This window comes from Nocardioides fonticola (assembly GCF_039536805.1).
Classification (GTDB): Bacteria; Actinomycetota; Actinomycetes; order Propionibacteriales; family Nocardioidaceae; genus Nocardioides; species Nocardioides fonticola.
In genome coordinates, this window is sequence record NZ_BAAAZH010000014.1 from 130,016 (window position 1) to 154,926 (window position 24,911).

The following is a 24,911-nucleotide window of genomic DNA, read 5'->3' on the forward strand; positions in this document are numbered from 1 at the left end:
TGTAGGCTGCCCCGTGGTCCTGTGCGCCGTCGCGACCCGCTCGCGGTCCCGATGCCGCTGCACCGCACCGCCATCCATCATTCGAACGTAGGAGAACGTCTGTGAAGAGCGCCGTCGAGACCTTGAGCCCCACCCGGGCCAAGCTGACCGTCGAGGTGCCCTTCGAGGAGCTCAAGCCGAGCCTCGACGCGGCGTACAAGAAGATCGCCCAGCAGGTCAACATCCCCGGCTTCCGCCGCGGGAAGGTCCCGCCGCAGATCATCGACCGCCAGGTCGGCCGCGGCGCGGTGCTCGACGAGGCCATCAACGACGTCCTCCCGAAGAAGTACATCGAGGCGCTCCAGGAGAACGACCTCGAGCCGCTGGCCCAGCCCGAGATCGAGATGACCAAGCTCGAGGACAACGTGGTCATCGAGTTCACCGCCGAGGTCGACGTCAAGCCCGAGATCACCCTGCCCGACTACGACGGCATCGCCGCCGAGGTCGAGGACATCGAGGTCACCGACGAGGACGTCGAGGAGCAGACCAAGGCCCTGCGCGAGCGGTTCGCCACCCTCACCGACGTCGAGCGCCCCGCCGCCGAGAACGACTTCGTCGTCCTCGACCTCGTCGCGCTCCAGGACGGCGAGGTCGTCCCCGGCGCCGAGGTCAGCGGCATGAGCTACCAGGTCGGCCGCGGCGGCATGATCGACGGCCTCGACGAGGCCCTGGTCGGCCTGTCGGCCGGCGAGGAGAAGACCTTCTCCAGCCAGCTCGTCGGTGGCGACCTCGTCGGCCAGGACGTCGAGGTCAAGGTCAAGGTCACCCAGGTCCAGGAGCAGGAGCTCCCCGCCTACGACGACGAGTTCGCCCAGCTCGCCTCGGAGTTCGACACCGCCGAGGAGCTCACCGCCGACCTGCGCGAGCGCCTCGGCCGCGGCAAGCGCCTCGAGCAGGCCGCCGCCGCCCGCGACGCCGTCCTCGAGGCCCTGCTCGACAAGGTCGAGATCCCGCTGCCCGAGGGCCTCGTCGCCGACGAGCTCACCGCGCGCCGCCAGAACGTCGAGCAGCAGCTCGCGATGGCCGGCATCACGATGGAGAAGTACCTCGAGGACGAGGGCCAGACCGTCGAGGAGTTCGAGGCCGACCTCGAGCGCCGTGTCCGCGACGCCGTGGCCGCCCAGTTCATCCTCGACGAGGTGGCCAAGAAGGAGGAGTTCGGCGTCGACCAGAACGAGCTCTCCCAGCACCTCGTGCGCCGCGCCCAGCAGTCGGGCCAGGACCCGCAGGAGTTCGCGAACCACATGTTCGCGCACAACCACATCCCCGAGCTCGTGCAGGAGATCTTGCGCGGCAAGGCGCTGGCGGCCATCGTCGAGGGCGCGGTCGTCAAGGACGCCTCCGGCAACGTGGTCGACCTGAAGAACCTGCGCCCCGACGGCACCATCGGCGAGCCCGAGGCCGAGGCGGCCGAGGACGCTGCCGCGGAGACCGAGTCCGTGGACGCCGAGGCTGCCGAGGAGACCACCGAGGCCTGATCGCCTCGCGGTCCCCGCACCGTCCCGACGCCCCGTCGCCCGCTCCGGGTGGCGGGGCGTCGGCGTTGTCACCGTCGCTTCAGTGTACGAATGTGCACTGAAGCGACTATGCTCCCGCCCATGCCCACCGACGCCCCCGGCGCGACCCTGCTCGACGCCGCCTCCCTGCTGTGCGAGGTCGCCGACGAACTGGTGCTGCGCAGCGCCCGCGACACCCACGTCGCCGTCCTCGACCGCGTGCACGGGGTGCAGCGGGCGATCACCCGCGCTCCCGCCGGTCCGGTCGAGCGCGCGCACCGCGGCATCGCCGGCGCGGTCTACGGCGGGGTCGGCCTCGGTCTGCGTGCCGCCTCCCGCGGCCTCGATCGCGCGGCGGCCACCGGTGTCGGTCCGCGGCTCGACGACCGGCCCGAGGGGCGCTTCGTCAGCGCGGCCATCAACGGCCTCATCGGCGACCGGCTGCTGCGCGAGCGCCCGCAGATGGCGATCCCGATGGCGATCCGCCGCGACGGCAGCGACGTCGTCCCGGACGCCGCCGGGCTGGCGCAGGCCTTCCCCGAGGCGACCGGACGGCTCGTCGTCTTCCTCCACGGCCTCTGCGAGAGCGAGACGTTCTGGGAGTCCGGCCGCGACGAGCGCGGCACCACCTACCCCGAGGAGCTCGCGGCCCTGGGCTGGACCCCGGTGCTGCTGCGCGCCAACACCGGACTGCCGCTGCGCGAGAACGGCGTCGCCCTGACCGCGCTGCTGCGCGAGACGGTGGCGGCCTGGCCGGTGCCGGTCACCCGGATCGCCCTGATCGGGCACTCCATGGGCGGTCTCATCATCCGCGCCGCCTCCGCGGTCGCCGCCGAACCGGCCTCGGGGCACACCCCGTGGACCGACCTCGTCAGCGACGTGGTCACCCTGGGGACCCCGCACCTCGGCGCACCGCTGGCCACCGGCGTCGGTCACGGCAGCCGCGGCCTGGGCGTGCTCCCCGAGACCGCCGCCTTCGGTCGCATCCTGGAGTGGCGATCGGCCGGCGTCCGCGACCTCGTGCACGGCCTCGCCGAGGACGTCGCCCCGCTCCCGCATGCGCGCTACCGCCTGGTCGCCGCGACCGTCACCCAGCGGCCCCGTCATCCCGTCGGCCACCTGCTCGGCGACCTCCTGGTGCGTCCGGGCTCGGCCGCGGGCCGCGACCGGCGCGGCCGCACGCTCTTCCCCGACGGCGACGTCCTCGAGGTCGGCGCGGCCCACCACTTCAGCGTGTTGAACCACCCGCGGGTGGCCGAGGCGCTGCGAGACTGGTTGGCATGACCTCCGCCGCCCTCCGCGAACTGCGCGCCGAGACCGTCGTCGACGCCTCCCCGAGCGCGGTGTGGGCCACGCTCACCGACCTCTCCCGCATGGGGGAGTGGAGCCCGGAGACGGTGGCGATGCTGCCCCTGAAGCCCGGCGGTCTGCGGGTCGGACAGTGGTACCTCGGCATCAACCGCCGCAAGGCGTTCGTCTGGCCCACCCGCAACGTGCTCGCGGTCCTCGAGCCCGAGCGCGCCCTCGCCTGGGACACCACCTCCTCGGGCGCGCGGTGGATCTGGGAGCTCGAGGACGCCGGCGAGGGCCGCACCCGCGTCGTCCACCGCCGGCCGGTGCCGGACGGCGTCACCCGGCTCTCGGCGATCGTCGCCCCGCTGCTGCTCGGTGGCGCCGACGGGCATGCCGACGAGCTGGAGGCCGGGATGGCCACGACGCTCGAGCGGCTGCGGCGCGCCGTCGAGCGCTGAGCTGCGCTCGACCGCGCCGGGTCGCACTGCCGCCGCCCCTTCCGCTGTCGGCGAACAGGACCGGGTTCCCTCTGGTTCTGTCCCGGTCACGGGCTAGGGTCGGCGTCGTGAACCAGTACTCGAGCCCTTCGGCGACCGGCTCCACCCTGGGTGGCGGTGGCGGACTCAACGTCCTCGACGACCACATCTACCAGCGGCTCCTGCGCGAGCGCATCGTGTTCCTCGGGTCGGAGGTGCGCGACCAGAACGCCAACGCGATCTGCGCCCAGCTGCTGCTGCTCTCGGCGGAGGACCCCGAGGCCGACATCTTCCTCCACATCAACAGCCCCGGCGGCTCGGTCGATGCGGGTATGGCCATCTACGACACGATGAACTACATCCCCAACGACGTCGCCACCGTGGCGATGGGCCTGGCTGCCTCGATGGGCCAGTTCCTGCTCTGCGCCGGCGCGAAGGGCAAGCGCTACGCCCTCCCGCACGCGCGGATCATGATGCACCAGCCCTCCTCGGGCATGGGCGGCTCGGCCTCCGACATCAAGATCCAGGCCCAGCAGTCGCTGCACATCAAGAAGGTCCTGCTCGACCTCATCGCCGAGCACACCGGCCAGAGCATCGACCAGGTCACCGCCGACGCCGACCGCGACCGGTGGTTCACCGCCGACCAGGCCAAGGAGTACGGCCTGGTCGACAACGTGATCACCAGCGCCCGCGAAGCCGTCGACAACGGCCGCCCCGCCCACACCAACTAAAAGGCGACGACATGAACTACTACATCCCGCAGTGGGAGGAGCGCACGTCGTACGGCTTCCGTCGTATCGACCCCTACGCCAAGCTCTTCGAGGACCGCATCATCTACCTCGGCACCCCGATCTCCGACGACGTCGCGAACGCCGTCATCGCCCAGCTGCTGTGCCTGCAGTCGATGAACCCCGACCAGGACATCAGCATCTACATCAACAGCCCGGGCGGCTCGTTCACCGCGCTGACGGCGATCTACGACACCATCAAGTTCATCAAGCCCGACGTGCAGACGGTGTGCATCGGGCAGGCCGCCTCGGCGGCCGCGATCCTGCTCGCCGCCGGCTCGCCGGGCAAGCGGCTCGCGCTGCCGAACAGCCGTATCCTGATCCACCAGCCCTACACCGAGGGCACCTTCGGCCAGACCTCCGACATCGAGATCCAGGCCAACGAGATCCTGCGGATGCGCGAGCTGCTCGAGACCATGATCAGCGAGCACTCGGGCAAGCCGATCGAGGAGGTCAGCCGCGACATCGAGCGCGACAAGATCCTCACCGCGCAGGGGGCCGTCGAGTACGGCCTCATCGACTCCATCCTGGAGTCACTCAAGACTCCGGCCCTGGTCTGAGCCCATCGGTCCACGCCTCCCGTGTCGCCCGCCCCGCGCGGGCGGCCGGGAGGGTACCGTTTCGAGAGTTTCGTCCCCGTCGACCCGACCCCTCAGCCGAGGAGTCGACCGGCCGATGGTCGTTGTAGTCAGATCCGAGTAGTGGAGGATGTCCCGTGGCACGCATCGGCGATGGCGGTGACCTGCTCAAGTGTTCCTTCTGCGGCAAGTCCCAGAAGCAGGTCAAGAAGCTGATCGCCGGTCCCGGCGTCTACATCTGCGATGAGTGCATCGACCTGTGCAACGAGATCATCGAGGAGGAGCTGAGCGAGGGCTCCGAGGTCTCGCTGGAGGAGCTCCCCAAGCCGCGGGAGATCTTCGAGTTCCTCAACGCCTACGTCATCGGCCAGGAGCAGGCGAAGAAGTCGCTGGCCGTCGCGGTCTACAACCATTACAAGCGCGTCCAGGCCGGCCTCCAGCCGGTCGCCGGCAAGCACTCCAAGGAGGAGTCGGTCGAGGTCGCGAAGTCGAACATCCTCGTCATCGGCCCCACCGGCTGCGGCAAGACCTACCTGGCCCAGACCCTGGCTCGCATGCTCAACGTGCCGTTCGCGATCGCCGACGCCACCGCGCTGACCGAGGCGGGCTACGTCGGTGAGGACGTCGAGAACATCCTCCTCAAGCTCATCCAGGCCGCCGACTACGACGTCAAGAAGGCCGAGACGGGCATCATCTACATCGACGAGATCGACAAGGTGGCCCGCAAGGCCGAGAACCCCTCGATCACCCGCGACGTCTCCGGCGAGGGCGTGCAGCAGGCGCTGCTGAAGATCATCGAGGGCACCACCGCCTCCGTGCCGCCGCAGGGCGGTCGCAAGCACCCGCATCAGGAGTTCATCCAGATCGACACCACGAACATCCTGTTCGTCGTGGGCGGTGCGTTCGCCGGGCTCGAGCACATCATCGAGCAGCGTGTCGGCAAGAAGACCCTCGGCTTCACCGCCGAGGTGCGCGGCCAGGCCGAGCGCGAGGCCGAGGACCTCCTCAGCCACGTGCGGCCCGAGGACCTCACCAAGTTCGGTCTCATCCCCGAGTTCATCGGTCGCCTGCCGCTCATCGCCAGCGTCTCCAAGCTCGATCAGGCCGCGCTCGTGCAGATCCTCACCGAGCCCCGCAACGCCCTGATCAAGCAGTACCAGAAGCTCTTCGAGCTCGACGACGTCCAGCTCGAGTTCACCCCGGACGCCGTCGCCGCGATCGCCGACAAGGCGATGGAGCGCGGCACCGGCGCCCGCGGCCTGCGCGCGATCATCGAGGAGGTCCTCCTCCAGGTGATGTACGACGTGCCGTCGCGCGGCGACATCGCGAAGGTCGTCGTCACGGCGGCCTCCGTGCTCGGCGAGGAGTCGCCGACCCTGGTGCCCCGCGAGGCCGAGTCGAAGAAGAAGAAGTCCGCCTGAGCCTGGCATCACCGACCGCCTGACACGACGGGCCGCACCCCCAGGGGGTGCGGCCCGTCGTGCGTTCCCGGGGCCTGTGGAGGAGCGGATGCGGACGGCGGCGCGTGCTCCTAGCGTGATCGGGTCAGACGCCACTCGGGACGTCAGGAGACCTCGATGTATCTCGCACGCCTCAGCGCACCTCGCCCGTCATCTCGCCGGTCATCCCGCCCGCTGCTCCGCGCAGCCGCGCTGGTCGTCGGCGGCCTGCTCCTGGCGGTCGCGGGCTGTCGGGCCGATCCGCCGTCGTCGCCGACCCGCGCCGCGCCGCCGCGTCCTCTGCCGGTCGCCTGGAGTGTGCGAGCCCAGCCACTCGAGCAACCGACGGCGGTCGCCGGACTCTCCGTCGGCGTCGAGCGCCGTTCCTCCGCACCGCAGCTGGTCGCGCGGGACCCCGCGACCGGACGCATCCGCTGGACGGTGCCCATCGGCCCGGGCTACTCGCCGACGGGCGACGGACTGGGCTGGGCCGTCGCCGGCACCGGGGCCGAGACCCGCATCGCCCTGCTGCGGCCGACCGGCGTGCGCCGCGAGGCCGACCTGGTGATCGTGCGCCCGGCCGACGGCCGTGAAGACGTCGTCCCCGGCAGGACCGTCTTCGACTCCACGCCCTCGAGCTGTCGAGGTGGCGACGAGATCTGCATCCGGGTGCCCGGTGGGTTCCGTGTCGACGGAACGACCGCGGTGCGCACCGCGATCGTCTCTCCGCTGGAACCGCGCGCCGGGTTGCGCTTCGGGAGCAGCCGCCAGACCGACGGCCTCACTCCGGCATCGGGGGAGGATCTCTTCCTCGACGAATCCTCCGGTGAGTTCCAGGAGGCCCTCGTCCGGGTCGTGCACGGCCACACTCGGTGGCGTCGTGACCTCGACGCCGTCTTCGGCGATCACAGCACCGGCCTCTACGGCGCCACGTTCTACCGGGACGGGTCGCTGCTGTGGGGCAGCCTGTCGGTCGGCCTCACGCGCGAGCACGGCCGGCGCGTGCGGGTGATCGACCGCCAACCGATGGCCGGTCTCGACCTGCGCACCGGCGAGACCCTCTGGCAGCAGCGCGGCGTCACCACCTTCTGCTCCCCGGCCTACGTCGACCTGTCCGGGCCCGACGAGGAGACCGACGACACCGACCGCCCGCAGATCCGGTGCCGGGTCTCGGGGACCTTCGTCTCCCGGGGCGGACCGGAGCTGGTGGAGCTGCCCTCGGACCCATTGCGGCTCAGCGTCGAGCCCTTCGACCCCCGCACAGGCGAGTCCGGCGACTGGAGCATCGCGGTCACCCCCGCCTCCGACTTCGCCCGTACCGAGACGCCGTTGCCGCTCGCCGGGGTGGCGGTCGTGGCACTGCCGACCGCGGACGGCATGCGCGTGGTCGACCTGCGCACCGGCGAGCAGCGTCCACCTGCGCCGGGGGAGCGTTTCGTCTGCGAGCGCAGCATCGACCTGCGCCTCCCCGGCGATGAGATCCGCCGTCATGTGGGCGAGCTGCTGCGTGGGTGCGACGCACGGGGACGGCGCCTCGCGGGGCCGTTCCCGGCCGACCTCGTGGCCGCCGCGGTGCCGCGCACCGGCGATGTCCGCATCGTCGCCACCGACACCGGTCTGCAGGCCTTCCGCGACCCGGCCGAACCGGCGTCCTGAGCCCACAGGCACGACGGGCCGCACCCCAGGGGGTGCGGCCCGTCGCGCGTGATCGTGTCCGGTGGGCCGGTGCTCAGGCCTCCGTCGTCGCGGCGAGCTCGACCTCGACCCGCAGCTCCGTGGCGCCCTCCTCGACCTCGAAGGCGAGGTCTCCGGTGATGCGGCCGGTGTTGCGCAGGTCCTGCTCGGCGAGCCGGGCACCGTCGATCAGGGCGGTCGGGCCGACGACCCGGGCGCTGGTGACCTCGGTGCGCATCGAGACCTTGGCCTGCGACTTCGCCCCGCGCAGCCCGATGAGGGCGGCGGCGACGCCGTCCAGAGCCCCGGGGTCGGCGGCTGCGGCGGAGCCGAGATCGAGCTCGTTGGGCCAGGCGGCGTGGTGGATGGAGCCCTCCTGCCACCACGACCAGACCTCCTCGGTCACATAGGGCAGGAAGGGCGCGAGCAGGCGCAGCTGCGCGTGCAGGGCGATCGCGAGGGTGGCCTTGGCCGAGGCGGTCGGCGTGCCGCCGTCCTCGGCGTAGGCGCGCTCCTTGACCAGCTCGAGGTAGTCGTCGCAGAACTCCCAGAAGAACTTCTCGGCCGCCTCCAGCGCGCTGGTGTAGTCGTAGGCCTCGAAGGCGTCGGTGGCCCGACGGATGACGAGCGCGAGCCGGCCGAGTAGGGCGCAGTCGACGGGCTCGGCGACCTCGAAGGCGTTGCACTCCGTGGCGCCGACGCTGCCGAGCACGAACTTGCTCGCGTTGAGCACCTTCATCGCCAGGCGGCGACCGACCTTCATCTGCGACTCGTCGAAGGGGGAGTCCAGGCCGGGGCGCGCCATCGCGGCGCGCCAGCGGACGGCGTCGGCGCCGAACTTGTCGAGGATCTCGGTCGGGACGACGACGTTGCCCTTCGACTTCGACATCTTCTTGCGGTCGGGGTCGACCACGAAGCCGGACACCAGCGCGTGGTGCCAGGGCGCGACGCCGTTCTCGAAGTGGGCGCGCACGACGCGGGCGAACAGCCAGGTGCGGATGATGTCGTGGGCCTGGGTGCACAGGTCCATCGGGAAGACCCGGCCGAAGAGGTCGGGGTCGCTCTCCCAGGCGCCCGCGATGTGCGGGGTGAGGGAGGAGGTGGCCCAGGTGTCCATCACGTCGGGGTCGCCGATGAAGCCGCCCGGCTTGCCGCGCTGGTCCTCGGTGTAGCCGCGCGGGGCGTCGGTCGACGGGTCGACCGGCAGCTCGGCCTCCGCGGGCATGAGCGGGTGGGCGTAGTCGGGCTCGCCCTCGTCGTCGAGGGCGTACCAGACCGGGAAGGGGATGCCGAAGAAGCGCTGGCGCGAGATCAGCCAGTCGCCGTTGAGGCCGCCCACCCAGTTGTCGTAGCGGTGCCACATGTGCTCGGGCACCCAGGTGAGCTCGCGCCCGCGGTCGAGCAGCTCGGTGCGCAGGCCGGCGTCCCGACCGCCGTTGCGGATGTACCACTGGCGGGTCGAGACGATCTCGAGCGGCTTGTCGCCCTTCTCGTAGAAGTTCGCCATGCGCTGGGTCGGCTTCGGCTCGCCGTCGAGGTCGCCGGTCTCGCGCAGCATCGCCACCATCTCCTCGCGCGCGGAGAAGGTGGTCTTGCCGGCCAGGCGCTCGTAGGCGGACGACGCCTGCTCCGAGGAGAGCCACTCGGGGGTCTCGCGGGTGAGCCGGCCGTCGCGGCCGATGACGGTGCGCACCGGCAGCTGCAGCTCGCGCCACCACTGGACGTCGGTGAGGTCGCCGAAGGTGCAGCACATCGCGATGCCGGCGCCCTTGTCCATCTCGGCGGCCGGGTGGGCCAGCACCGGCACCTCGACGCCGAACACGGGGCTGGAGACGGTGGTGCCGAACAGCGGCTGGTAGCGCTCGTCGTCGGGGTGCGCGATGAGCGCCACGACCGAGGGGATCAGCTCGGGGCGGGTGGTCTCGATGTGGACCGGGGTGCCGTCGGGGCGGTGGTAGGCCACGCGGTGGTAGGCGCCGGCGTACTCGCGGGCCTCGAGCTCGGCCTGGGCCACCGCCGTCTGGAAGGTGACGTCCCAGAGGGTCGGCGCCTCCTGGAGGTAGGCCTCGCCGCGGGCGAAGTTGCGCAGGAACGCCCGCTGGCTGACCGTCTGGGCGTCACGCCCGATGGTCGTGTAGGTCGTGTTCCAGTCGACGGAGAGGCCGAGGGTGCGCCACAGCGACTCGAAGACCTTCTCGTCCTCCTCGACCAGCTGCTCGCACAGCGCGACGAAGTTGGGGCGGCTGATCGGGATCTGCTTCTTCGGGTCCGGCTTGGCCGGCGGGGTGAAGTCGGGGTCGTAGGGCAGCGAGGGGTCGCAGCGCACGCCGAAGTAGTTCTGCACCCGGCGCTCGGTCGGCAGGCCGTTGTCGTCCCAGCCCATCGGGTAGAAGACGGCCTTGCCGCGCATCCGCTGGAAGCGCGCGATGACGTCGGTGTGGGTGTAGGAGAACACGTGGCCCACGTGCAGGCTGCCGCTCACGGTCGGCGGCGGGGTGTCGATCGAGTAGACGTTCTCCCGCGGCTGGGTGCGGTCGAAGGCGTAGGTGTCGGCGTCCTTCCACGACTGCGACCACTTGGCCTCCAGGCCCTCGAGGGCCGGCTTCTCCGGTACGACGACGGCGCGGGTGGCGCTCGTCGTCTCGGATGAAGTGGCCGTCGTCTCAGTCATGGAGCGAATCCTAAAGAAGGCGGTACCGGAACGTGAAAGCGGTATCGCCGCAGGTGAGGCGGGATATCCGGTGGTCGTCGCAGCGGGCCGGCCGTTACGGTCGCGCGATGGTCGAGATCGAGCGGTTCACCGACCCCCGTGCCGTGCTCGCCGCGGCGGGCGACCTGCTGGCCGCGGAACCCGTGCTGACGACGGTCACCTCGACGGTGACCCACGGCGCGGTGGGCACCCCGGCTCCGACCGAGCACCCGCGATGGTGGCTCGTAGTGCGCGTCGAGGGGGAGGTCGTCGGAATCGTCATGCGCACGGCTCCCTTCGCGCCGTACCCGGTCTACACGACCCCGCTCCCGGACGACGCGGCGCGCGCTGTGGGGGAGTGGCTGGTGCGCCACGCCCCGGATGTGCGCATCGTCGGGGGTGGTCTGCCGGCTGCCGAGACGATCGCCGGCGTCCTGGCCGGGGCCGCCGGCGTGCAGGTCGAGGGATCGGAGCGGTTGCGTCTCTTCGACCTACCGGCGTTGGTGCCACCGCCGGCCGCGCCGGGTGGACGGCGACTCGCGACGGCGTCCGACCTGGACCTCTGCGCCGCCTGGCTGGCCCGCTTCGACGGCGAGGCGGCCGAGCAGGCGGGCCGGTCCCACCACGGTGAGGGGGAGCTCTCCCGCACCGAGGTCGCCCGGCGGATCGAGGAGCAGCGCACGTGGCTGTGGGAGGTCGACGGCGTCCCGGTGCACCTGACCTCGTTCAACCATCCCGCGCTCGGCGTCGCGCGCATCGGGCCGGTCTACACCCCGCGCGAGCACCGGGGCCACGGCTACGCCGCCTCGTGCGTGGCCGCGGTCTCCGACGATCTGCTCGCCCTCGGTGCGCGGGTGTGCCTGTTCGCCGACGCCGACAACCCGGTCTCCAACGGGGTGTACGTGCGGCTCGGCTACCGCCCGCTCGCGCTGACGGGCCGCTTCGAGCTCGGCCCGATCACCAGGTGAGCACGGCCTTGACCACCGCGCCCGACTCGACGTCGTGCACCGCCTGGTTGATCTCCTCGAACGGATAGGTGCGGATGAGGTCGGCCACCGGGAAGCGGCCCTCGGCGGCCAGGGCCAGCAGCTCGGGGATGGTCTCCTGCGGCACCGACTCGCCCTCGATCGAGCTCATGATGCGCTTGCCGCTCTGGAGCAGGTCGATGGCGTCGATGACGTACTCCTCGGGGCCCAGGCCGAGCGCCACGAGCGTGCCGCGCGGAGCCAGCGCCTGCTGGGCCTGCTTGACCACAGCGGGGACGGCGGTCGTGTCGATCGCGTAGGAGGCCCCGCCGCCGGTGAGCTCCTTGACCTTCTCCACCACGCTCTGCTCCCCGAGGGACGCCGGGTCGACCGGGGTGGCACCGAAGGCGACGGCGGTCTCGAGCCGCGCGGCCAGCAGGTCGACGGCGACGACGTTCTCGACGCCCCGCGCCTTCGCCGCCGCGATGGCGGCCAGGCCGACCGCCCCGACGCCGAAGACGACCAGCGACTCGGTCGGGGTGGGTTGGAGCAGGTTGATCACCGTGCCGGCGCCCGTCTGGAAGCCGCAGCCGTAGGGGGCGACCCGGGTGAGGTCGAGCGACTTGTCGACCACCACGCAGTTGTCGGCGTAGGCGATGGCGTGCCGGCTGAAGCTCGACTGGCCGAAGAACGACCCGAACACCGGCGCGCCGTCCTGGGAGTAGGTCATCGAGCCGTCCATGCGCATGCCCATGTAGTTGAGCAGGAGGCTGGACTCGCAGTAGCCGACCAGGCCCTCGGCGCACTTCGAGCAGGCGCCGCAGTGACGGAAGCTCAACGCCACGTGGTCGCCCACCTCGATGCCGCTGACCGCCGGGCCGACGGCCTCGACCACTCCGGCGCCCTCGTGGCCGAAGACGTTCGGGAACATCTCGGCCGGCAGCATCGTGCGCATCGTCAGGTCGGTGTGGCACAGCCCGGCGGCGACGATGCGCACGAGCACCTCGTCGTCCCGAGGGCCCTCGAGGTCGACCTCGGTGAGGGTGAACGCGCCACCCGGTTCGGTGACCATCGCGACCGTCGTCTTCATGGCCGCACACTAGAACCTGTTGCAGTCCGGGGGTCAAGACCTGCGGCTCCCTAGACTGGGGGCACCATGAGCGACTTCCCCCTCGCCGGCGCCGCCCGGCTCGCCGAGACCATCGACGAGGTCGAGGACGCCCTGCTCTCGCGCTGGCCCGAGACCAAGCTCGAGCCCTCGCTCGACCGCATCGAGGCCTTCACCGATCTCCTCGGCCGCCCGCAGGACGCCTACCCGGTCATCCACCTCACCGGCACCAACGGCAAGACCTCCACGGCCCGCATGATCGAGGCCCTGCTGCTGGCCCTCGATCTGCGCACCGGCCGGTTCACCAGCCCGCACCTCGAGCGCATCAACGAGCGCATCGCCGTCGACGGCGAACCGCTCGACGACGAGGCCTTCGTGCGCGCCTTCAACGACATCGCGCCCTACACCCACCTGGTCGACGCCGAGCAGGAGCACCCGCTCTCCTTCTTCGAGACCGTCGTCGGCATGGCCTACGCCGCCTTCGCCGACGCACCCGTCGAGGTCGGCATCGTCGAGGTCGGCATGGGCGGCTCGTGGGACGCCACCAACGTCATGGACGCCGCCGTCGCGGTCATCACCCCCATCGCCGTCGACCACGCGAAGTACCTCGGCTCCACGCCGGCCGCGATCGCGGTCGAGAAGTCGGGGATCATCAAGGCCGGGTCGATCGCCGTCATCGCCGAGCAGACCCCCGAGGTGGCCGAGGTGCTGCTGGCCCGCGCCGGCGAGGTCGGGGCTCGCGTCGTCCGCGAGGGGCTCGACTTCGGCGTCGTCTCCCGCGTCGCCGCCGTGGGCGGCCAGGTCGTCACGCTCCAGGGCCTGCGCGGCCGCTACGACGAGGTCTTCCTCCCGCTGCACGGTGCCCACCAGGCCCACAACGCCGCCACCGCCCTGGCCGCCGTCGAGGCGTTCCTCGGCGGCGAGGAGCCGCTGGGCGACGAGGTCGTGCGCGCCGGCCTCGGCGCCGCCACCTCGCCGGGGCGCCTGGAGATCGTGCGCCGCAGCCCCACCGTCGTCCTCGACGCCGCCCACAACCCGCACGGTGCGGAGGCCACGGCCGCCGCCCTCGAGGACTCCTTCCGCTTCTCCCCGCTCATCGGCGTCGTCGGCGTCATGGTCGACAAGGACGCCGAGCCGCTGCTCGCCGCGTTCGAGCCCCACCTCGCCCATGTCGTCGTCACCCAGAACTCCACCGAGCGGGCAATGCCGGCCGAGGAGCTGGCGGCGATCGCGGTGGAGGTGTTCGGCGAGGACCGCGTCACCGTCGTCCCCCGCCTGGCCGACGCCCTCGACGCCGCCATGGCGCTCGCCGAGGCCGGCGAGGCGCTCGGCGACCCGATGGGCTCGGGCGCGGTGCTGGTGACCGGTTCGGTCGTGACCGCCGGCCAGGCCCGCACGCTGCTCGTGCGGCGCGACCGGGAGGTGACCGCATGACCGCGGCCGTCCCCGAGCGCGGCGACGTCCCCGAGCACGGCGGCATCTCCGACGCCGAGCGGCGCAAGTCGCCCAAGCGCTCGATGAGCGCGGCCGTGCTGACCCTCGAGGCGATCACGCTGGGCCTGACGACGCCGGTGCTGATCTCCATCGCCGACGTCGACGGCTGGCTGGCGACCCTTGTCGGCGTGGGACTGGCGCTGCTGTGCGTGCTGACCGCCGGCATGCTGCGCGCCGAGTGGGCCTACGGGCTGGGGTGGCTCATCCAGGTGGCGGCCATCGGCCTGGGGTTCCTCATCCCGATGATGTTCTTCCTCGGCGCCGTCTTCGCCGCCCTGTGGTGGGGGGCGGTCTTCCTCGGCGTGAAGATCGAGCGCGAGCGCGCTGCGGCCTTCGCCGCCTTCGACGCCGAGCAGGGGCGGGCATCGGACGATTCCTGAGGCCGCCGCGGCATTCCGCGTGCGGCCGGGCGCCGGCGCCCGCCACGATGGGGGCATGAGCGATCTCCCGCTGCAGCCGACCGCCCGCACCCGGCTCGGGCGCGGGCGACACCACGCGGTCGACGACCGGGCGGCCCTGCATGCGCTGCTCGCCGACGCGCTCGTGGCCCACATCGGCGTCGTCGTCGACGGCCACCCGGTGGTGCTGCCGGCGGCGTACGGCTTCGACCCCGACGGGCCGGACGACGGCGGGTCGCTCTACCTCCACGGCTCGGTCGCGGCCCGCTGGTTGCGGGCCGGTGCCGGCACCGACGTCTGCGTGACCATCACCGAGCTCGACGGCCTGGTCGCGGCCCGCTCGGGCTTCAACCACTCGATGAACTACCGCTCGGCCGTCGTCATCGGCCGGGCCCGCGTGGTCGAGGACGCCGTCGAACGGGCCCGGGCCCTCGATCTGATCGTCGACCAGATGATCGCCGGACGCAGCGCCACCCTGCGCACCCCGACGCGCAAGGAGCTCGCGGCCACGATCGTGCTCGCCGTCCCCCTGCGCGAGGCCTCGCTCAAGGTGAGCGAGGGCGACCCCGAGGACGAGCCGGAGGACGTCGCCGCGGGCGTCTGGGCGGGCGTCGTCCCCGTGTACCGGGTGCTGGGGGAGGCGGTGACCTCCGCCGACGCGGTCGGTCTCGCGGTGCCGGCCCACGTGAGCGCTCGCGCGGGCGGCCCGCGGGATCCCGCGCCGGGTCAGTAGGGTGCGGGCATGACGCAGCGCACCCTCGTCCTCCTCAAGCCCGACGCCGTCCGCCGGGGCCTCGTCGGCGAGATCCTCTCCCGCTACGAGGCGAAGGGCCTGAGCATCGTCGCGCTCGAGCAGCGCACGATCACGGCCGAGCAGGCCGACGCCCACTACGCCGAGCACGTCGAGCGCGACTTCTACCCGCCGCTGCGCGCGTTCGTGACCAGCGGCCCGCTGGTGGCCGTCGTCCTCGAGGGTGACGAGGTCATCGAGGTCGTGCGGGCGCTCAACGGTGCCACCGACGGCCGCAAGGCCGCACCCGGCACGATCCGCGGCGACCTCTCGCTGTCGAACCGCGAGAACCTCGTGCACGGGTCGGACTCCCCGGAGTCGGCCGAGCGCGAGATCGCGCTCTGGTTCCCGGGCCTCTGAGCTCCGTGGAACACCGGTCGGGTGTGACGACCGGATGACGCCCGTGGGTCGGCAGGCGCACGTGGAAGGTCGGGTCGGCCGTCAGGCTGAGGACGCACTGAGAACCCTCTGAGGATCCTCCGGGAGCCGCTAGCGCGACGACCGAGGGTTCGTTGGGCGGACGACCCCGACCCGACCAGGAGTTCCGATGCCCGTTCCTCCCCGTCCGCTGCGCGGACGTCTGACGGCCACCCTCGCCGTCCTCGCCGCCGGTGCCGCGATCGGCGCCGTCCCGGCCACGGCCCACGCCCGCCCGGCCGTCTCGCCGCGCGGGTGGGTGGCCACCGCCACCCGGGCGGTCAGCTACACCGGCAAGCGCCTGGGCGCCACCGCCCCGGCGACGCCCGTGCACGTGACCCTGGCCCTCCAGCCGCACGACACCGCGGCGATGCAGCAGCGGCTCCGCGCGATCTACACCGCCGGCTCGCCGAGCTACCACCACTACCTCACCCCGCGGCAGTGGCGCGCGGACTACGCGCCCAGCCGCGCCGACGTCGCCCGGGTGGCCGACTACCTGCGGGCCGAGGGGTTCACCGACGTCCGGGCCACGGGCAACCGGATGGCCGTCACGGCCACCGGCACGGCGGCTCGCGCCGAGCACGCGTTCGCGACCCGCCTGGTCGACTTCCGGCACGGCACGGACGTCGTGTTCGGCAACGTGACGCCGGCGCAGGTGCCGGCGTCCCTCGCGGGCGTCGTCAGCAGCGTCATCGGCCTCAACGACCTGCCGGTCGACCTCGTGAAGGCCCGTCGGGCCGACGCCGGGTCGCCCAGCTTCAACGGCCTCTACCCGGGCCAGTTCGCCACCACGTACGGCGCCACCGGCACCACCACCGGCCGGTCGGTCGCCGTCGCGCTGCTCACCGAGGGCGACACCGCACCGGTGCTCAAGCAGCTGCGTTTCGCCGAGCAGAAGGAGAAGTCGCCGCGGGTGCCGGTGACCGTGGTGCCGGTCGGCGCCCAGAGCACCGACGCGTCGGGCGCCGAGGAGTTCGACATGGACACCCAGGTCGCCACCATCGCCGCGGGCGGCGTCAAGCACCTCTACCTCTACAACATCGGCGCGCTGCTCGACTCCGAGATCGTCGCCGACTTCGCCACCTTCGTCTCCCAGGACAAGGCCAGCGCGCTCTCGGCCAGCATCGGCGGCTGCGAGTTCAACGCCTACCTCGACGGCTCGGAGGTCTTCAACGACGTCACCATGCAGGAGGCCGCGATGCAGGGCCAGTCGATCTTCGCCTCCAGCGGCGACGAGGGCGACGCCTGCGCGTTCGTGGCGAACCTCGGCGGCCCGGTCGGCGTCCCGCAGGTCGAGTGGCCCGCCTCGGGCACCTTCGACACCGCGGTGGGCGGCACCAGCCTGGTCTCCGACGCCGACGGCAACCGCATCCAGGAGCTCGCCTGGCTCGGCAGCGGTGGCGGCGTCAGCGAGCTGGAGAACCCCGGCTGGTGGACCCAGGACACCGACCCGGCCTTCGACCTCGAGTACGCCACCGGCGGTCGGGCCGTGCCCGACATCGCACTGGACGCCGACCCGAACCTCGCCACCCCGGCCGAGGTCTACGTGGACGGCGCCCCGGTCGGCGTCGGCGGCACGAGCCTCTCCTCCCCGCTGATGCTCGCCTTCTGGGCGCGCATGCAGGCCGCCCACCACGATCGCCTCGGCCTCGCCTCGGTCGCGCTCTACGGCGTCTACGACAAGGTCAACCCCGGCGTGTCCCAGACCGTGCCGACGGTCGGACTCCCGGTCGTCGTCCCGACGCCGAACCCGGCGGCCGTGCCCGGCCTGACCGACATCCAGCTCGGCTCCAACGGCCTCTACCAGGCCACGCCCGGCTACGACCTGGTGACCGGCCTGGGTGCGCCCGACGTCAAGGCGCTCACGGCGGCCCTGAACTGACGGGCTGACGGCTGACCGCTGAGGGGGCCGGGGACGGCGTGGCCGTCCCCGGCCCTCGGTGCGTGCCGGTGCGTGCCGGCGCATGTCGGAATCACCGGTGCACCGGTGACTCCTGCACTTCTCAGGGAAAGCATCCCCTGAGAAGTGACAGTTTCCCCTGGGAAGTCCCTCCGCACCCCGGACGCCGTCGCGACACTCCCGTCACACGCGTCACTCCCGCCCCGGCGTGCCTGCGCCGATCGGGGCGCCTGCGTCCCTAGGCTCGCGGTGGGCCAGGTGGAGGCGTGCGCACGTGGCCCGACTTCCCCGGGTCCGCACGCGTTGTGAGGGGCGCCATGGCCAACAGCTTCCTCGGTCGTGACATGGCCGTCGATCTCGGTACCGCCAACACGCTGGTCTACGCCCGCGGCCGCGGCGTCGTCCTCGACGAGCCGAGCGTCGTCGCGCTCCACACCGCCACCGGCGAGGTCCTGGCCGTCGGCCACGAGGCCAAGCGCATGCTCGGGCGCACCCCCGACGGCATCACCGCCATCCGGCCCCTCAAGGACGGCGTCATCGCCGACTTCGAGGCCACCGAGCAGATGCTGCGCTTCTTCATCCAGCAGGTGCACCGCCGCCGCCACTTCACCAAGCCCCGCATGGTCATCTGCGTGCCCTCCGGCATCACCGCCGTCGAGCAGCGCGCGGTGAAGGAGGCCGGCTACCAGGCCGGCGCCCGCCGGGTCTACATCGTCGAGGAGCCCATGGCCGCGGCCATCGGCGCCGGGCTGCCCGTGCACCAGCCCACCGGCAACATGGTCGTCGACGTGGGTGGCGGCACGACCGAGGTCGCCGTCATCTCCCTCGGTGGCATCGTCACCAGCCTGTCCATCCGCACCGCCGGCGACGACCTCGACGCCGCGATCGTGAACTGGATGAAGAAGGAGTACTCGCTGCTGCTGGGCGAGCGCACCGCCGAGGAGGTCAAGATCACCCTCGGCTCGGCCTTCCCCCAGCGCGACGAGCCCGAGGCCGAGATCCGCGGCCGCGACCTCGTCTCCGGCCTGCCGCGCACGGTCGTCGTCTCGGCCGCCGAGGTGCGCCAGGCGCTCGAGGAGCCGCTGCACGCGATCGTCGACGCCGTCCGCACCACCCTCGACCAGACCCCGCCGGAGCTGGCCGGCGACATCATGGACCGCGGCATCGTGCTCACCGGCGGCGGCGCCCTGCTGCGCGGCCTCGACGAGCGCATCCGCCACGAGACCGGCATGCCGGTGCACATCGCCGAGGAGCCGCTCACCTCCGTCGCCCACGGCGCCGGCAAGTGCGTCGAGGAGTTCGAGGCCCTCCAGCAGGTGCTCGTCAGCGAGGGCCGGCGGTACTGATGACGCTGCTCGACTTCCGCCCCCGCGCCGAGCGCCCGGCCGCGGCGTCCTCGCGCGGACGCCGGTGGGGCGACGACCGCCCGCCCACCCCGCCGCGCTCGCTCATCGTCGCGCTCGTGCTGGCCAGCGCCAGCCTGATGACCCTCGACAAGGCCGGTGCCCTCGACCCGGTACGACACGGCGTGGCGTCGGTCGTCGGGCCGGCCGAGACCGGGGTGTCGACCCTGGTCTCCCCACTCACCGGCCTGCCGTCCTGGGTGCGCACCCAGTCCGGCCTGCGCGACGACGTCGCCAGGCTGGAGGAGGAGAACGCGGCGCTGCGCGCCCAGGTGGCCACCGCCCCGTACGACGCCGCCCGCCTGCGCGAGTACGACGGCCTGGCCGCGCTGGCCGGCGACCTCGGCTACGCGATGGTGCCCGCGCACGTGGTGGCGATGGGTCCTGGCCAGTCGTTCTCCGACACCGTCACGATCGACGCCGGCTCCGACGCCGGCCTGCGCCGCGACCTCACCGTCGTCGCCTCCGGCGGCCTGGTCGGCCGCGTCCTCGACGTCACCCGCACCACCGCCACGGTGCTGCTCATCACCGACGCCGACGCCGTCGTCGGCGGCCGGGTCGCGGCCACGATGGACGTCGGCACGGTGCGCGGCCACGGCGGCATCGGCGCCGAGACCCGCCTCGACCTGCAACTGGTCGACCAGCGCGCCGTCCCCGCGCGCGACGACCTCGTCGTCACCTGGGGCAGCCAGGGGCAGACCGCCGGGCCCTTCGTCGCGGGCGTGCCGATCGGCCGCGTCACCCACGTCTACTCCTCGGTGCGCGAGACCTCCCAGCGCGCCGTCCTCGACCCCTTCGTCGACTTCGGCTCCCTCGACCTCGTCGGCGTCATCGTGCCCACCGGCACCGTCTCCGACCGCGGCGTCATCCAGGCCGACGGCTCGCTGAGCCCGGCCGTGCGCGGGGGAGGGGACGCCCGATGAGCCTCCTGCGCACCGCCGGCATCGCGCTGGCCGTCGTCGTCGCGGCGCTCCTCCAGGTCGCGCTCGTGCCGCATCTCGCGTGGCGCGGCATCGGCCCCGACCTCACGCTCCTCGTCGTCGTCGCGGCCGCGCTCACGTGGGGCGCCCAGAGCGGCATGGTGATGGGCTTCCTGGCCGGCGCGTTCCTCGACCTCGTGCCGCCCTCCGACCACCTCGTCGGACGCTGGGCGCTGGCGTTCGTCGTCGTCGGCTACCTCGCCGGGCGCGTGCGCGCCGAGCTGCCCACCGCCCGTCCGTCCGTGGGTGCCACCCTGGCCACGGTGGCCGCCTGCTCCTTCGTCGGCACCTCGGTGTTCGCCTTCACCGGCATGCTGCTCGGCGACTCCTCGCTCAGCGTGGGCGAGGTGCTCCCGGTCATCGCGGTCGGCGTGGTCTGGGACCTCGCGCTGACCCCGCTCGTCGTCCCGCCGTTGCTGCGCGGCTTCGCCCGGCTCGCGGTGGAGCCCGGACGCCTGCGATGAAGCCGACGGTCGAGAACGCCGGGGCGCGCCGCAGCCGGCTGCGGCTGATCGTGCTCCAGGCACTGGTCTTCTCCCTCTTCGCCACCCTGCTCGGGCGCCTGTACTACCTCCAGGTGATGACGGGGGAGTCCTACAGTGCCCAGGCCGCCTCCCAGTCGGTGCGCGACATCGTCGTCCAGCCGCAGCGCGGCCTCATCGTCGACGACCAGGGCCGACCGCTGGTCACCAACCGCACCTCGTGGGTCGTCTCGATCGACCGCACCACGCTCGGCAAGCTCGGGACGGCGGGCCGCGACCGCGTGCTCGGGCGGCTCGCCGACGTCATCGACGTGCCCGTGCGCCAGGTGCGCGCCCGGCTCCTCGACTGCGGCGCCGCCGAGGCGAAGACCGGGGTGTGCTGGAACGGCTCGCCCTTCCAGCCCGTGCCGGTGGCCGAGGACGTCTCGCAGCGGGTCGCGCTGCGCATCCTCGAGCAGCCCGAGGACTTCCCCTCCGTGGTCGCCGATCAGCAGGCCGTGCGCGACTACCCCAGCCCGTACGGCGTCAACCTGGCCCACGTGCTCGGCTACCTCAGCCCGGTCACCGAGGACGAGCTCAGCGAGGCGGAGAAGGACGGCGACACCTCCCTCAACGGCGCCTCGTCGGTCGGGCGCGCCGGATTGGAGAAGGAGTACGACGAGTGGCTCCGGGGGATGCCCGGCTACCGCTCGGTGGCGGTCGACTCGATGGGTCGCGTGCTCGGCGACGACGGCGAGGTGGCCGCGCGTCCGGGCGACACCCTGGTGACCTCCATCGACGCGAAGGTGCAGTCGGTCGTCGAGAAGCAGATGGCCGAGACCATCGCGACCGCCCGGCGCACCTACGACCCGGTCACCCACAAGAACTACGTCGCCGACTCCGGCGCGGCCGTGGTGATGGAGGCGAAGACCGGTCGCATCGTCGCGATGGCCAGCCAGCCCACCTACGACCCGTCGGTCTGGGTCGGCGGCATCAGCCAGAAGCAGCTGTCCCACCTCTACTCCAAGCAGGCCGACAACCCGCTCCTGGCCCGCGCCACGCAGGGTCAGTTCGCCCCGGGCTCCACCTGGAAGCCGATCATGACCGTCGGCGCGCTCAACAACGGCTTCAGTCCCAGCACCCGCCTCGACTGCTCCAGCAACCTCCAGGTCGGCAGCCGCCTGTTCAAGAACTACGAGTCGGCCAGCTACGGGATGATCGGCTTCGACCGCGCGCTCCAGATCTCCTGCGACACCTTCTTCTACCGGGTCGGCCTCTCGTTCTGGAACAAGTACGGCTCCGACCCGACCGACGTCGACGCCTTGGACCCGCTGGTCGAGGAGGCCAAGGACTTCGGCTTCGGCAGCCCCACCGGCGTCGACCTCCCCGGGGAGGCCGCGGGGCGCATCGCCGACCGCCGCTGGAAGCTCGCCTACTACAAGGCGATGAAGGGCTACTACTGCAAGATCGACGCCGAGAAGAGCGCGCCGAACGACTTCCTGCACGTCTTCGCCCACGAGTTCTGCCTCGAGGGCAACTACTACCGCGCGGGCGACGCCGTGAACTTCTCCATCGGGCAGGGCGACACCCTCGTCACCCCGCTCCAGCTGGCCCGGGCCTACGCCGCGATCTCCAACGGCGGCACGTTGTACGAGCCGCGGGTCGCCAAGGCGATCGTCGGCTCCGACGGCGAGGTGCTCCAGCGCATCGCCCCGAAGGTGGCCGGCCGGTTGAAGGCGTCGGCCGCGAGCCTGCGCTACGTCAACCAGGCGCTGCTGGGCACGCCGAAGACCGGCACGCTCGCCTGGAGGTTCGTCGGCTTCCCGCTCGACCAGGTGCACATCCACGGCAAGACCGGCTCGGCGGAGGTCTACGGCAAGCAGTCGACGTCCTGGATCGCCTCCTACGACGAGAACTACGTCGTGGTGATGATGGTCAGCCAGGCCGGCACCGGCTCGGGCACCTCCGGCCCGGCGGTGCGCGCCATCTGGGAGAGCCTCTACGGCGTCGACGGCGAGAAGGTCGACCCGCGCAAGGCCGCGATCCCCGGCACCACGCCGCCGTCCGGCCTGCCCACCTTCACCCAGGACGGCGCCATCCTGCCGCCCGCCCGCGAGGAGGACTGAACGTTGGCCACCGTCATCGGCCGCGCCGCCCCGGTCGTACGCCAGGGACTGCGCCACCGCAGCACCGCCACCCGGCCCGTGCCGAGCTGGCGCGCGCTCGACTGGCCGCTCCTGCTCGGCGTCCTGGCCCTCACGACTCTCGGCACGCTGCTCGTATGGTCGGCCACCTCGCACCGCACCGATCTCACCGGCGGCGACTCCACGGCCTACCTCGGCAAGGAACTGGTCAACGTCGCCATAGGCCTGCTGCTGCTCGCCGTCGTCCTCGTCGCCGACCATCGCTGGGTGCGGATCGCCGCGCCCCTGGTCTACCTGGCCTCGATCGTCGGTCTCGTGCTCGTGCTGGTGATGGGCTCGACCATCAACGGCTCGCGTTCATGGCTGGTGCTCGGCGGCATGTCGATCCAGCCCTCGGAGTTCGCCAAGCTCGCCGTCATCATCGGGATGGCGCTCGTGCTCGCCGAGCGCGCGGCCGGGCGCTGGCGCGCCACCGTCGGCACCGTGGAGGTGCTGCTGATGCTCGCGGTGGCCGGTGTCCCGGCGCTGCTCATCATCAGCCAGCCCGACCTGGGAACCACCCTCGTGCTCACGGCCACCGTGCTCGGCGTCCTGGCGGCTTCGGGCGCGCCGCGCCGTTGGCTGGCCCTGCTCGGTCTCAGCGGTGTCCTCGCCGCCGTGGCTGCGGTCGTGGGCGGCGTGCTCAAGCCCTACCAGGTCGACCGGTTCCTGGCCTTCCTCAACCCCGACCTCGATCCGCGGGGCGCGGGCTACAACGTCGAGCAGGCCCGCATCGCCGTCGGCAACGGCGGTCTCTTCGGCCAGGGGCTCTTCGGCGGTTCGCAGACCCGGTCGGGGTTCGTGCCCGAGCAGCACACCGACTTCGTCTTCACCGTCGCCGGTGAGGAGCTCGGCCTGGTCGGCGCCGCCGCCCTCATCCTGCTGCTGGGAATCGTCCTGTGGCGTGCGCTGCGCATCGCGGCCCGCACCGACGACGTTTTCGGCCGGGTCGCGGCCGCCGGCATCGCCTGCTGGTTCGGCTTCCAGGCCTTCCAGAACATCGGCATGTGCCTGGGCATCATGCCCGTCACCGGCGTCCCGCTGCCGTTCGTCAGCTACGGCGGCAGCTCGCTGTTCGCCTCGATGCTGGCCGTCGGACTGCTGCAGAACATCCACCTGCGGGCCGCGCTGGTGGCGCGCCGCGGCGTCGCGTACGCCTGAGCTCCCCGCGCGGACGCCGATCAGGGCTTGATCGACAAGAACACGTAGGCGGCGAGCAGCACCAGGTGGACGCCGCCGTTGAGCGGCTTGGAGCGGCCCGGCACCACGGTGAGCACCGAGACGATCACCGACATCGCGAGCAGCACGGTCTGGGTGCCGTCGAGGCCGAGCACGAGCGGGCCGTCGAGCCAGATGCTGGCGATCGCGATGGCGGGGATGGTCAGGCCGATCGAGGCCATGGCCGAGCCGTAGGCGAGGTTGAGGCTGATCTGCACCTTGTCGCGGGCCGCCGCGCGCACGGCCGCGATCGACTCCGGCAGCAGCACCAGCAGCGCGATGACGACGCCGACGAACCCGCCGGGGAACCCGACCGCCGCGACGGCGTCCTCGATGGCCGGCGACTCCACCTTCGCCAGTCCCACGACCGCGATCAGGGCGACGACCAGCAGGCCGAGGGAGATCAGGGCGGTGCGGGTGGACGGTGGATCGGCGTGCCCGTCGCCGTCCTCGTCGACCGGGTCGCGCCCGGGCACGCCGGTGGGGACGGGCAGGAAGAAGTCGCGGTGCCGCACGGTCTGGGTGAAGACGAACATGCCGTACAGCGCCGCCGAGGCGAGCGCGGCGAAGGTCAGCTGGGCGCCGGTGAACTCCGGCCCCTCGGCGCTGGTGGTGAAGGTCGGCAGCACCAGGGTCAGGCCCGCGAGCGTCACGACCGTGGCGAGCGAGGAGCCCGACCCCTCCGCGTTGAAGACCGCCAGGTGGTGGCGCAGGGCGCCGACCACGAGCGCGAGGCCGACGATGCCGTTGAGGGTGATCATCACCGCGGCGAAGACGGTGTCGCGGGCCAGGGTGGCGGTGTCCTTGTCGCTGGTGACCATGAGGGTGACGATCAGCGCCACCTCGATCACCGTCACCGCGACCGCCAGCACGAGCGATCCGTACGGTTCGCCGACCCGGTGGGCGACGACCTCGGCGTGGTGGACGGCGGCGAGCACCGCGCCGATGAGGAAGATCGCGATGAGCGCGTTGACCACGTGACCCGGGTGCCGCCCCCAGCTCGCGGCCAGGACGACGAGGGAGGCCAACGGCATCCAGGTGGTCCAGGTCGCCAGGGCGGTCCAGGGCGGGCGGCTGGTCGTCCTCGCGCTCATGGGCTCACCCTACGGAGGTATGGTTGGT

The 24,911-nt window shown here is 72.1% G+C and carries 21 protein-coding genes; 18 read left to right on the top strand and 3 right to left on the bottom strand.

Annotated elements, in window-relative coordinates:
- The first annotated feature begins 101 nt into the window (after positions 1–101).
- The 7 genes from tig (at position 102) to ABD671_RS11320 (ending at position 7,765) form a co-directional block, all read left to right on the top strand.
- Positions 102–1,517, top strand: a complete 1,416-nt coding sequence (tig, locus tag ABD671_RS11290) for a trigger factor (protein ID WP_344733464.1) — start codon at positions 102–104, stop codon at positions 1,515–1,517.
- A 120-nt stretch (positions 1,518–1,637) separates the two neighbouring features.
- Positions 1,638–2,819 carry an esterase/lipase family protein gene (locus ABD671_RS11295; RefSeq protein ID WP_344733465.1) on the top strand — a complete coding sequence of 394 codons (1,182 nt, stop codon included), beginning with the start codon at positions 1,638–1,640 and terminating at the stop codon, positions 2,817–2,819.
- Positions 2,816–3,286, top strand: coding sequence for an SRPBCC family protein (locus ABD671_RS11300; RefSeq protein WP_344733466.1), 471 nt, complete (start codon positions 2,816–2,818; stop codon positions 3,284–3,286). Before ABD671_RS11295 ends, ABD671_RS11300 begins: the two co-directional genes overlap by 4 nt.
- A gap of 107 nt (positions 3,287–3,393) precedes the next feature.
- Entirely contained in the window at positions 3,394–4,035 is a 642-nt protein-coding gene (locus ABD671_RS11305; RefSeq protein WP_425574911.1) for an ATP-dependent Clp protease proteolytic subunit, read from the top strand.
- 11 nt (positions 4,036–4,046) lie between these two features.
- Complete coding sequence (locus ABD671_RS11310) at positions 4,047–4,652, top strand: ATP-dependent Clp protease proteolytic subunit (RefSeq protein ID WP_344733467.1); 606 nt, start codon at positions 4,047–4,049, stop codon at positions 4,650–4,652.
- Between the two features lie 155 nt (positions 4,653–4,807).
- On the top strand, positions 4,808–6,091 hold the full coding sequence (clpX, locus tag ABD671_RS11315; RefSeq protein ID WP_344733468.1) for an ATP-dependent Clp protease ATP-binding subunit ClpX: 1,284 nt from the start codon (positions 4,808–4,810) through the stop codon (positions 6,089–6,091).
- Between the two features lie 156 nt (positions 6,092–6,247).
- Positions 6,248–7,765: a hypothetical protein gene (locus tag ABD671_RS11320; RefSeq protein WP_344733469.1), complete on the top strand. Its 1,518-nt coding sequence runs from the start codon at positions 6,248–6,250 to the stop codon at positions 7,763–7,765.
- Between the two features lie 73 nt (positions 7,766–7,838).
- Here the strand turns inward: ABD671_RS11320 and valS are convergent, their stop codons facing one another.
- Positions 7,839–10,454, bottom strand: coding sequence for a valine--tRNA ligase (gene valS, locus ABD671_RS11325; protein WP_344733470.1), 2,616 nt, complete (start codon positions 10,452–10,454; stop codon positions 7,839–7,841).
- 107 nt (positions 10,455–10,561) lie between these two features.
- Here valS and ABD671_RS11330 point away from each other — a divergent pair, with 107 nt between their 5' ends.
- Complete coding sequence (locus tag ABD671_RS11330; RefSeq protein ID WP_344733471.1) at positions 10,562–11,440, top strand: GNAT family N-acetyltransferase; 879 nt, start codon at positions 10,562–10,564, stop codon at positions 11,438–11,440.
- On the opposite strand, the gene ABD671_RS11335 is transcribed toward ABD671_RS11330, so the two are convergent.
- Positions 11,430–12,527 (bottom strand): NAD(P)-dependent alcohol dehydrogenase, encoded by a 1,098-nt coding sequence (locus ABD671_RS11335; RefSeq protein ID WP_344733472.1) that lies wholly within the window; start codon positions 12,525–12,527, stop codon positions 11,430–11,432. The two genes, ABD671_RS11330 and ABD671_RS11335, sit on opposite strands and share 11 nt — an antisense overlap.
- Positions 12,528–12,593: 66 nt before the next feature.
- On the opposite strand from ABD671_RS11335, the gene ABD671_RS11340 reads away from it, so the two are divergent.
- The 10 genes from ABD671_RS11340 to rodA all read left to right on the top strand — a co-directional run bounded on the left by ABD671_RS11340 (position 12,594) and on the right by rodA (position 23,732).
- Positions 12,594–13,979 carry a bifunctional folylpolyglutamate synthase/dihydrofolate synthase gene (locus ABD671_RS11340; protein ID WP_344733473.1) on the top strand — a complete coding sequence of 462 codons (1,386 nt, stop codon included), beginning with the start codon at positions 12,594–12,596 and terminating at the stop codon, positions 13,977–13,979.
- Complete coding sequence (locus ABD671_RS11345) at positions 13,976–14,419, top strand: DUF4233 domain-containing protein (protein ID WP_344733474.1); 444 nt, start codon at positions 13,976–13,978, stop codon at positions 14,417–14,419. The genes ABD671_RS11340 and ABD671_RS11345 overlap by 4 nt, the downstream gene beginning before the upstream one ends.
- Positions 14,420–14,474: 55 nt before the next feature.
- The gene (locus ABD671_RS11350; RefSeq protein WP_344733475.1) at positions 14,475–15,170 is read left to right on the top strand and encodes a pyridoxamine 5'-phosphate oxidase family protein; all 696 of its coding nucleotides are present in this window, start codon (positions 14,475–14,477) and stop codon (positions 15,168–15,170) included.
- Between the two features lie 9 nt (positions 15,171–15,179).
- On the top strand, positions 15,180–15,587 hold the full coding sequence (ndk, locus tag ABD671_RS11355) for a nucleoside-diphosphate kinase (protein WP_344733476.1): 408 nt from the start codon (positions 15,180–15,182) through the stop codon (positions 15,585–15,587).
- Between the two features lie 187 nt (positions 15,588–15,774).
- Complete coding sequence (locus tag ABD671_RS11360; protein WP_344733477.1) at positions 15,775–17,526, top strand: S53 family peptidase; 1,752 nt, start codon at positions 15,775–15,777, stop codon at positions 17,524–17,526.
- 335 nt (positions 17,527–17,861) lie between these two features.
- Positions 17,862–18,890, top strand: coding sequence for a rod shape-determining protein (locus tag ABD671_RS11365; protein WP_344733478.1), 1,029 nt, complete (start codon positions 17,862–17,864; stop codon positions 18,888–18,890).
- Positions 18,890–19,870, top strand: coding sequence for a rod shape-determining protein MreC (mreC, locus tag ABD671_RS11370; RefSeq protein WP_344733479.1), 981 nt, complete (start codon positions 18,890–18,892; stop codon positions 19,868–19,870). Before ABD671_RS11365 ends, mreC begins: the two co-directional genes overlap by 1 nt.
- A complete protein-coding gene (mreD, locus tag ABD671_RS11375) occupies positions 19,867–20,391 on the top strand; it encodes a rod shape-determining protein MreD (protein WP_344733480.1) in 525 nt (174 codons plus the stop codon). Before mreC ends, mreD begins: the two co-directional genes overlap by 4 nt.
- Entirely contained in the window at positions 20,388–22,514 is a 2,127-nt protein-coding gene (gene mrdA, locus ABD671_RS11380) for a penicillin-binding protein 2 (RefSeq protein ID WP_344733481.1), read from the top strand. The genes mreD and mrdA overlap by 4 nt, the downstream gene beginning before the upstream one ends.
- Positions 22,515–22,517: 3 nt before the next feature.
- Positions 22,518–23,732, top strand: coding sequence for a rod shape-determining protein RodA (gene rodA, locus ABD671_RS11385; RefSeq protein ID WP_344733482.1), 1,215 nt, complete (start codon positions 22,518–22,520; stop codon positions 23,730–23,732).
- 20 nt (positions 23,733–23,752) lie between these two features.
- Here the strand turns inward: rodA and ABD671_RS11390 are convergent, their stop codons facing one another.
- Complete coding sequence (locus tag ABD671_RS11390; protein WP_344733483.1) at positions 23,753–24,883, bottom strand: calcium:cation antiporter; 1,131 nt, start codon at positions 24,881–24,883, stop codon at positions 23,753–23,755.
- Between the last annotated feature and the right edge of the window lie 28 nt (positions 24,884–24,911).

Bases quoted from the DNA above. Each gene is read 5' to 3' on its own strand.
- ABD671_RS11295 (WP_344733465.1), top strand. From the start codon at position 1,638: ATGCCCACCGACGCCCCCGGCGCGACCCTGCTCGACGCCGCCTCCCTG.
- mrdA (WP_344733481.1), top strand. From the start codon at position 20,388: ATGAAGCCGACGGTCGAGAACGCCGGGGCGCGCCGCAGCCGGCTGCGG.
- ndk (WP_344733476.1), top strand. From the start codon at position 15,180: ATGACGCAGCGCACCCTCGTCCTCCTCAAGCCCGACGCCGTCCGCCGG.
- ABD671_RS11320 (WP_344733469.1), top strand. From the start codon at position 6,248: ATGTATCTCGCACGCCTCAGCGCACCTCGCCCGTCATCTCGCCGGTCA.
- mreC (WP_344733479.1), top strand. From the start codon at position 18,890: ATGACGCTGCTCGACTTCCGCCCCCGCGCCGAGCGCCCGGCCGCGGCG.
- ABD671_RS11310 (WP_344733467.1), top strand. From the start codon at position 4,047: ATGAACTACTACATCCCGCAGTGGGAGGAGCGCACGTCGTACGGCTTC.
- ABD671_RS11335 (WP_344733472.1), bottom strand. From the start codon at position 12,527: ATGAAGACGACGGTCGCGATGGTCACCGAACCGGGTGGCGCGTTCACC.
- ABD671_RS11330 (WP_344733471.1), top strand. From the start codon at position 10,562: ATGGTCGAGATCGAGCGGTTCACCGACCCCCGTGCCGTGCTCGCCGCG.
- valS (WP_344733470.1), bottom strand. From the start codon at position 10,454: ATGACTGAGACGACGGCCACTTCATCCGAGACGACGAGCGCCACCCGC.
- ABD671_RS11360 (WP_344733477.1), top strand. From the start codon at position 15,775: ATGCCCGTTCCTCCCCGTCCGCTGCGCGGACGTCTGACGGCCACCCTC.
- ABD671_RS11340 (WP_344733473.1), top strand. From the start codon at position 12,594: ATGAGCGACTTCCCCCTCGCCGGCGCCGCCCGGCTCGCCGAGACCATC.
- ABD671_RS11300 (WP_344733466.1), top strand. From the start codon at position 2,816: ATGACCTCCGCCGCCCTCCGCGAACTGCGCGCCGAGACCGTCGTCGAC.
- ABD671_RS11350 (WP_344733475.1), top strand. From the start codon at position 14,475: ATGAGCGATCTCCCGCTGCAGCCGACCGCCCGCACCCGGCTCGGGCGC.
- mreD (WP_344733480.1), top strand. From the start codon at position 19,867: ATGAGCCTCCTGCGCACCGCCGGCATCGCGCTGGCCGTCGTCGTCGCG.
- ABD671_RS11390 (WP_344733483.1), bottom strand. From the start codon at position 24,883: ATGAGCGCGAGGACGACCAGCCGCCCGCCCTGGACCGCCCTGGCGACC.
- ABD671_RS11365 (WP_344733478.1), top strand. From the start codon at position 17,862: ATGGCCAACAGCTTCCTCGGTCGTGACATGGCCGTCGATCTCGGTACC.
- ABD671_RS11345 (WP_344733474.1), top strand. From the start codon at position 13,976: ATGACCGCGGCCGTCCCCGAGCGCGGCGACGTCCCCGAGCACGGCGGC.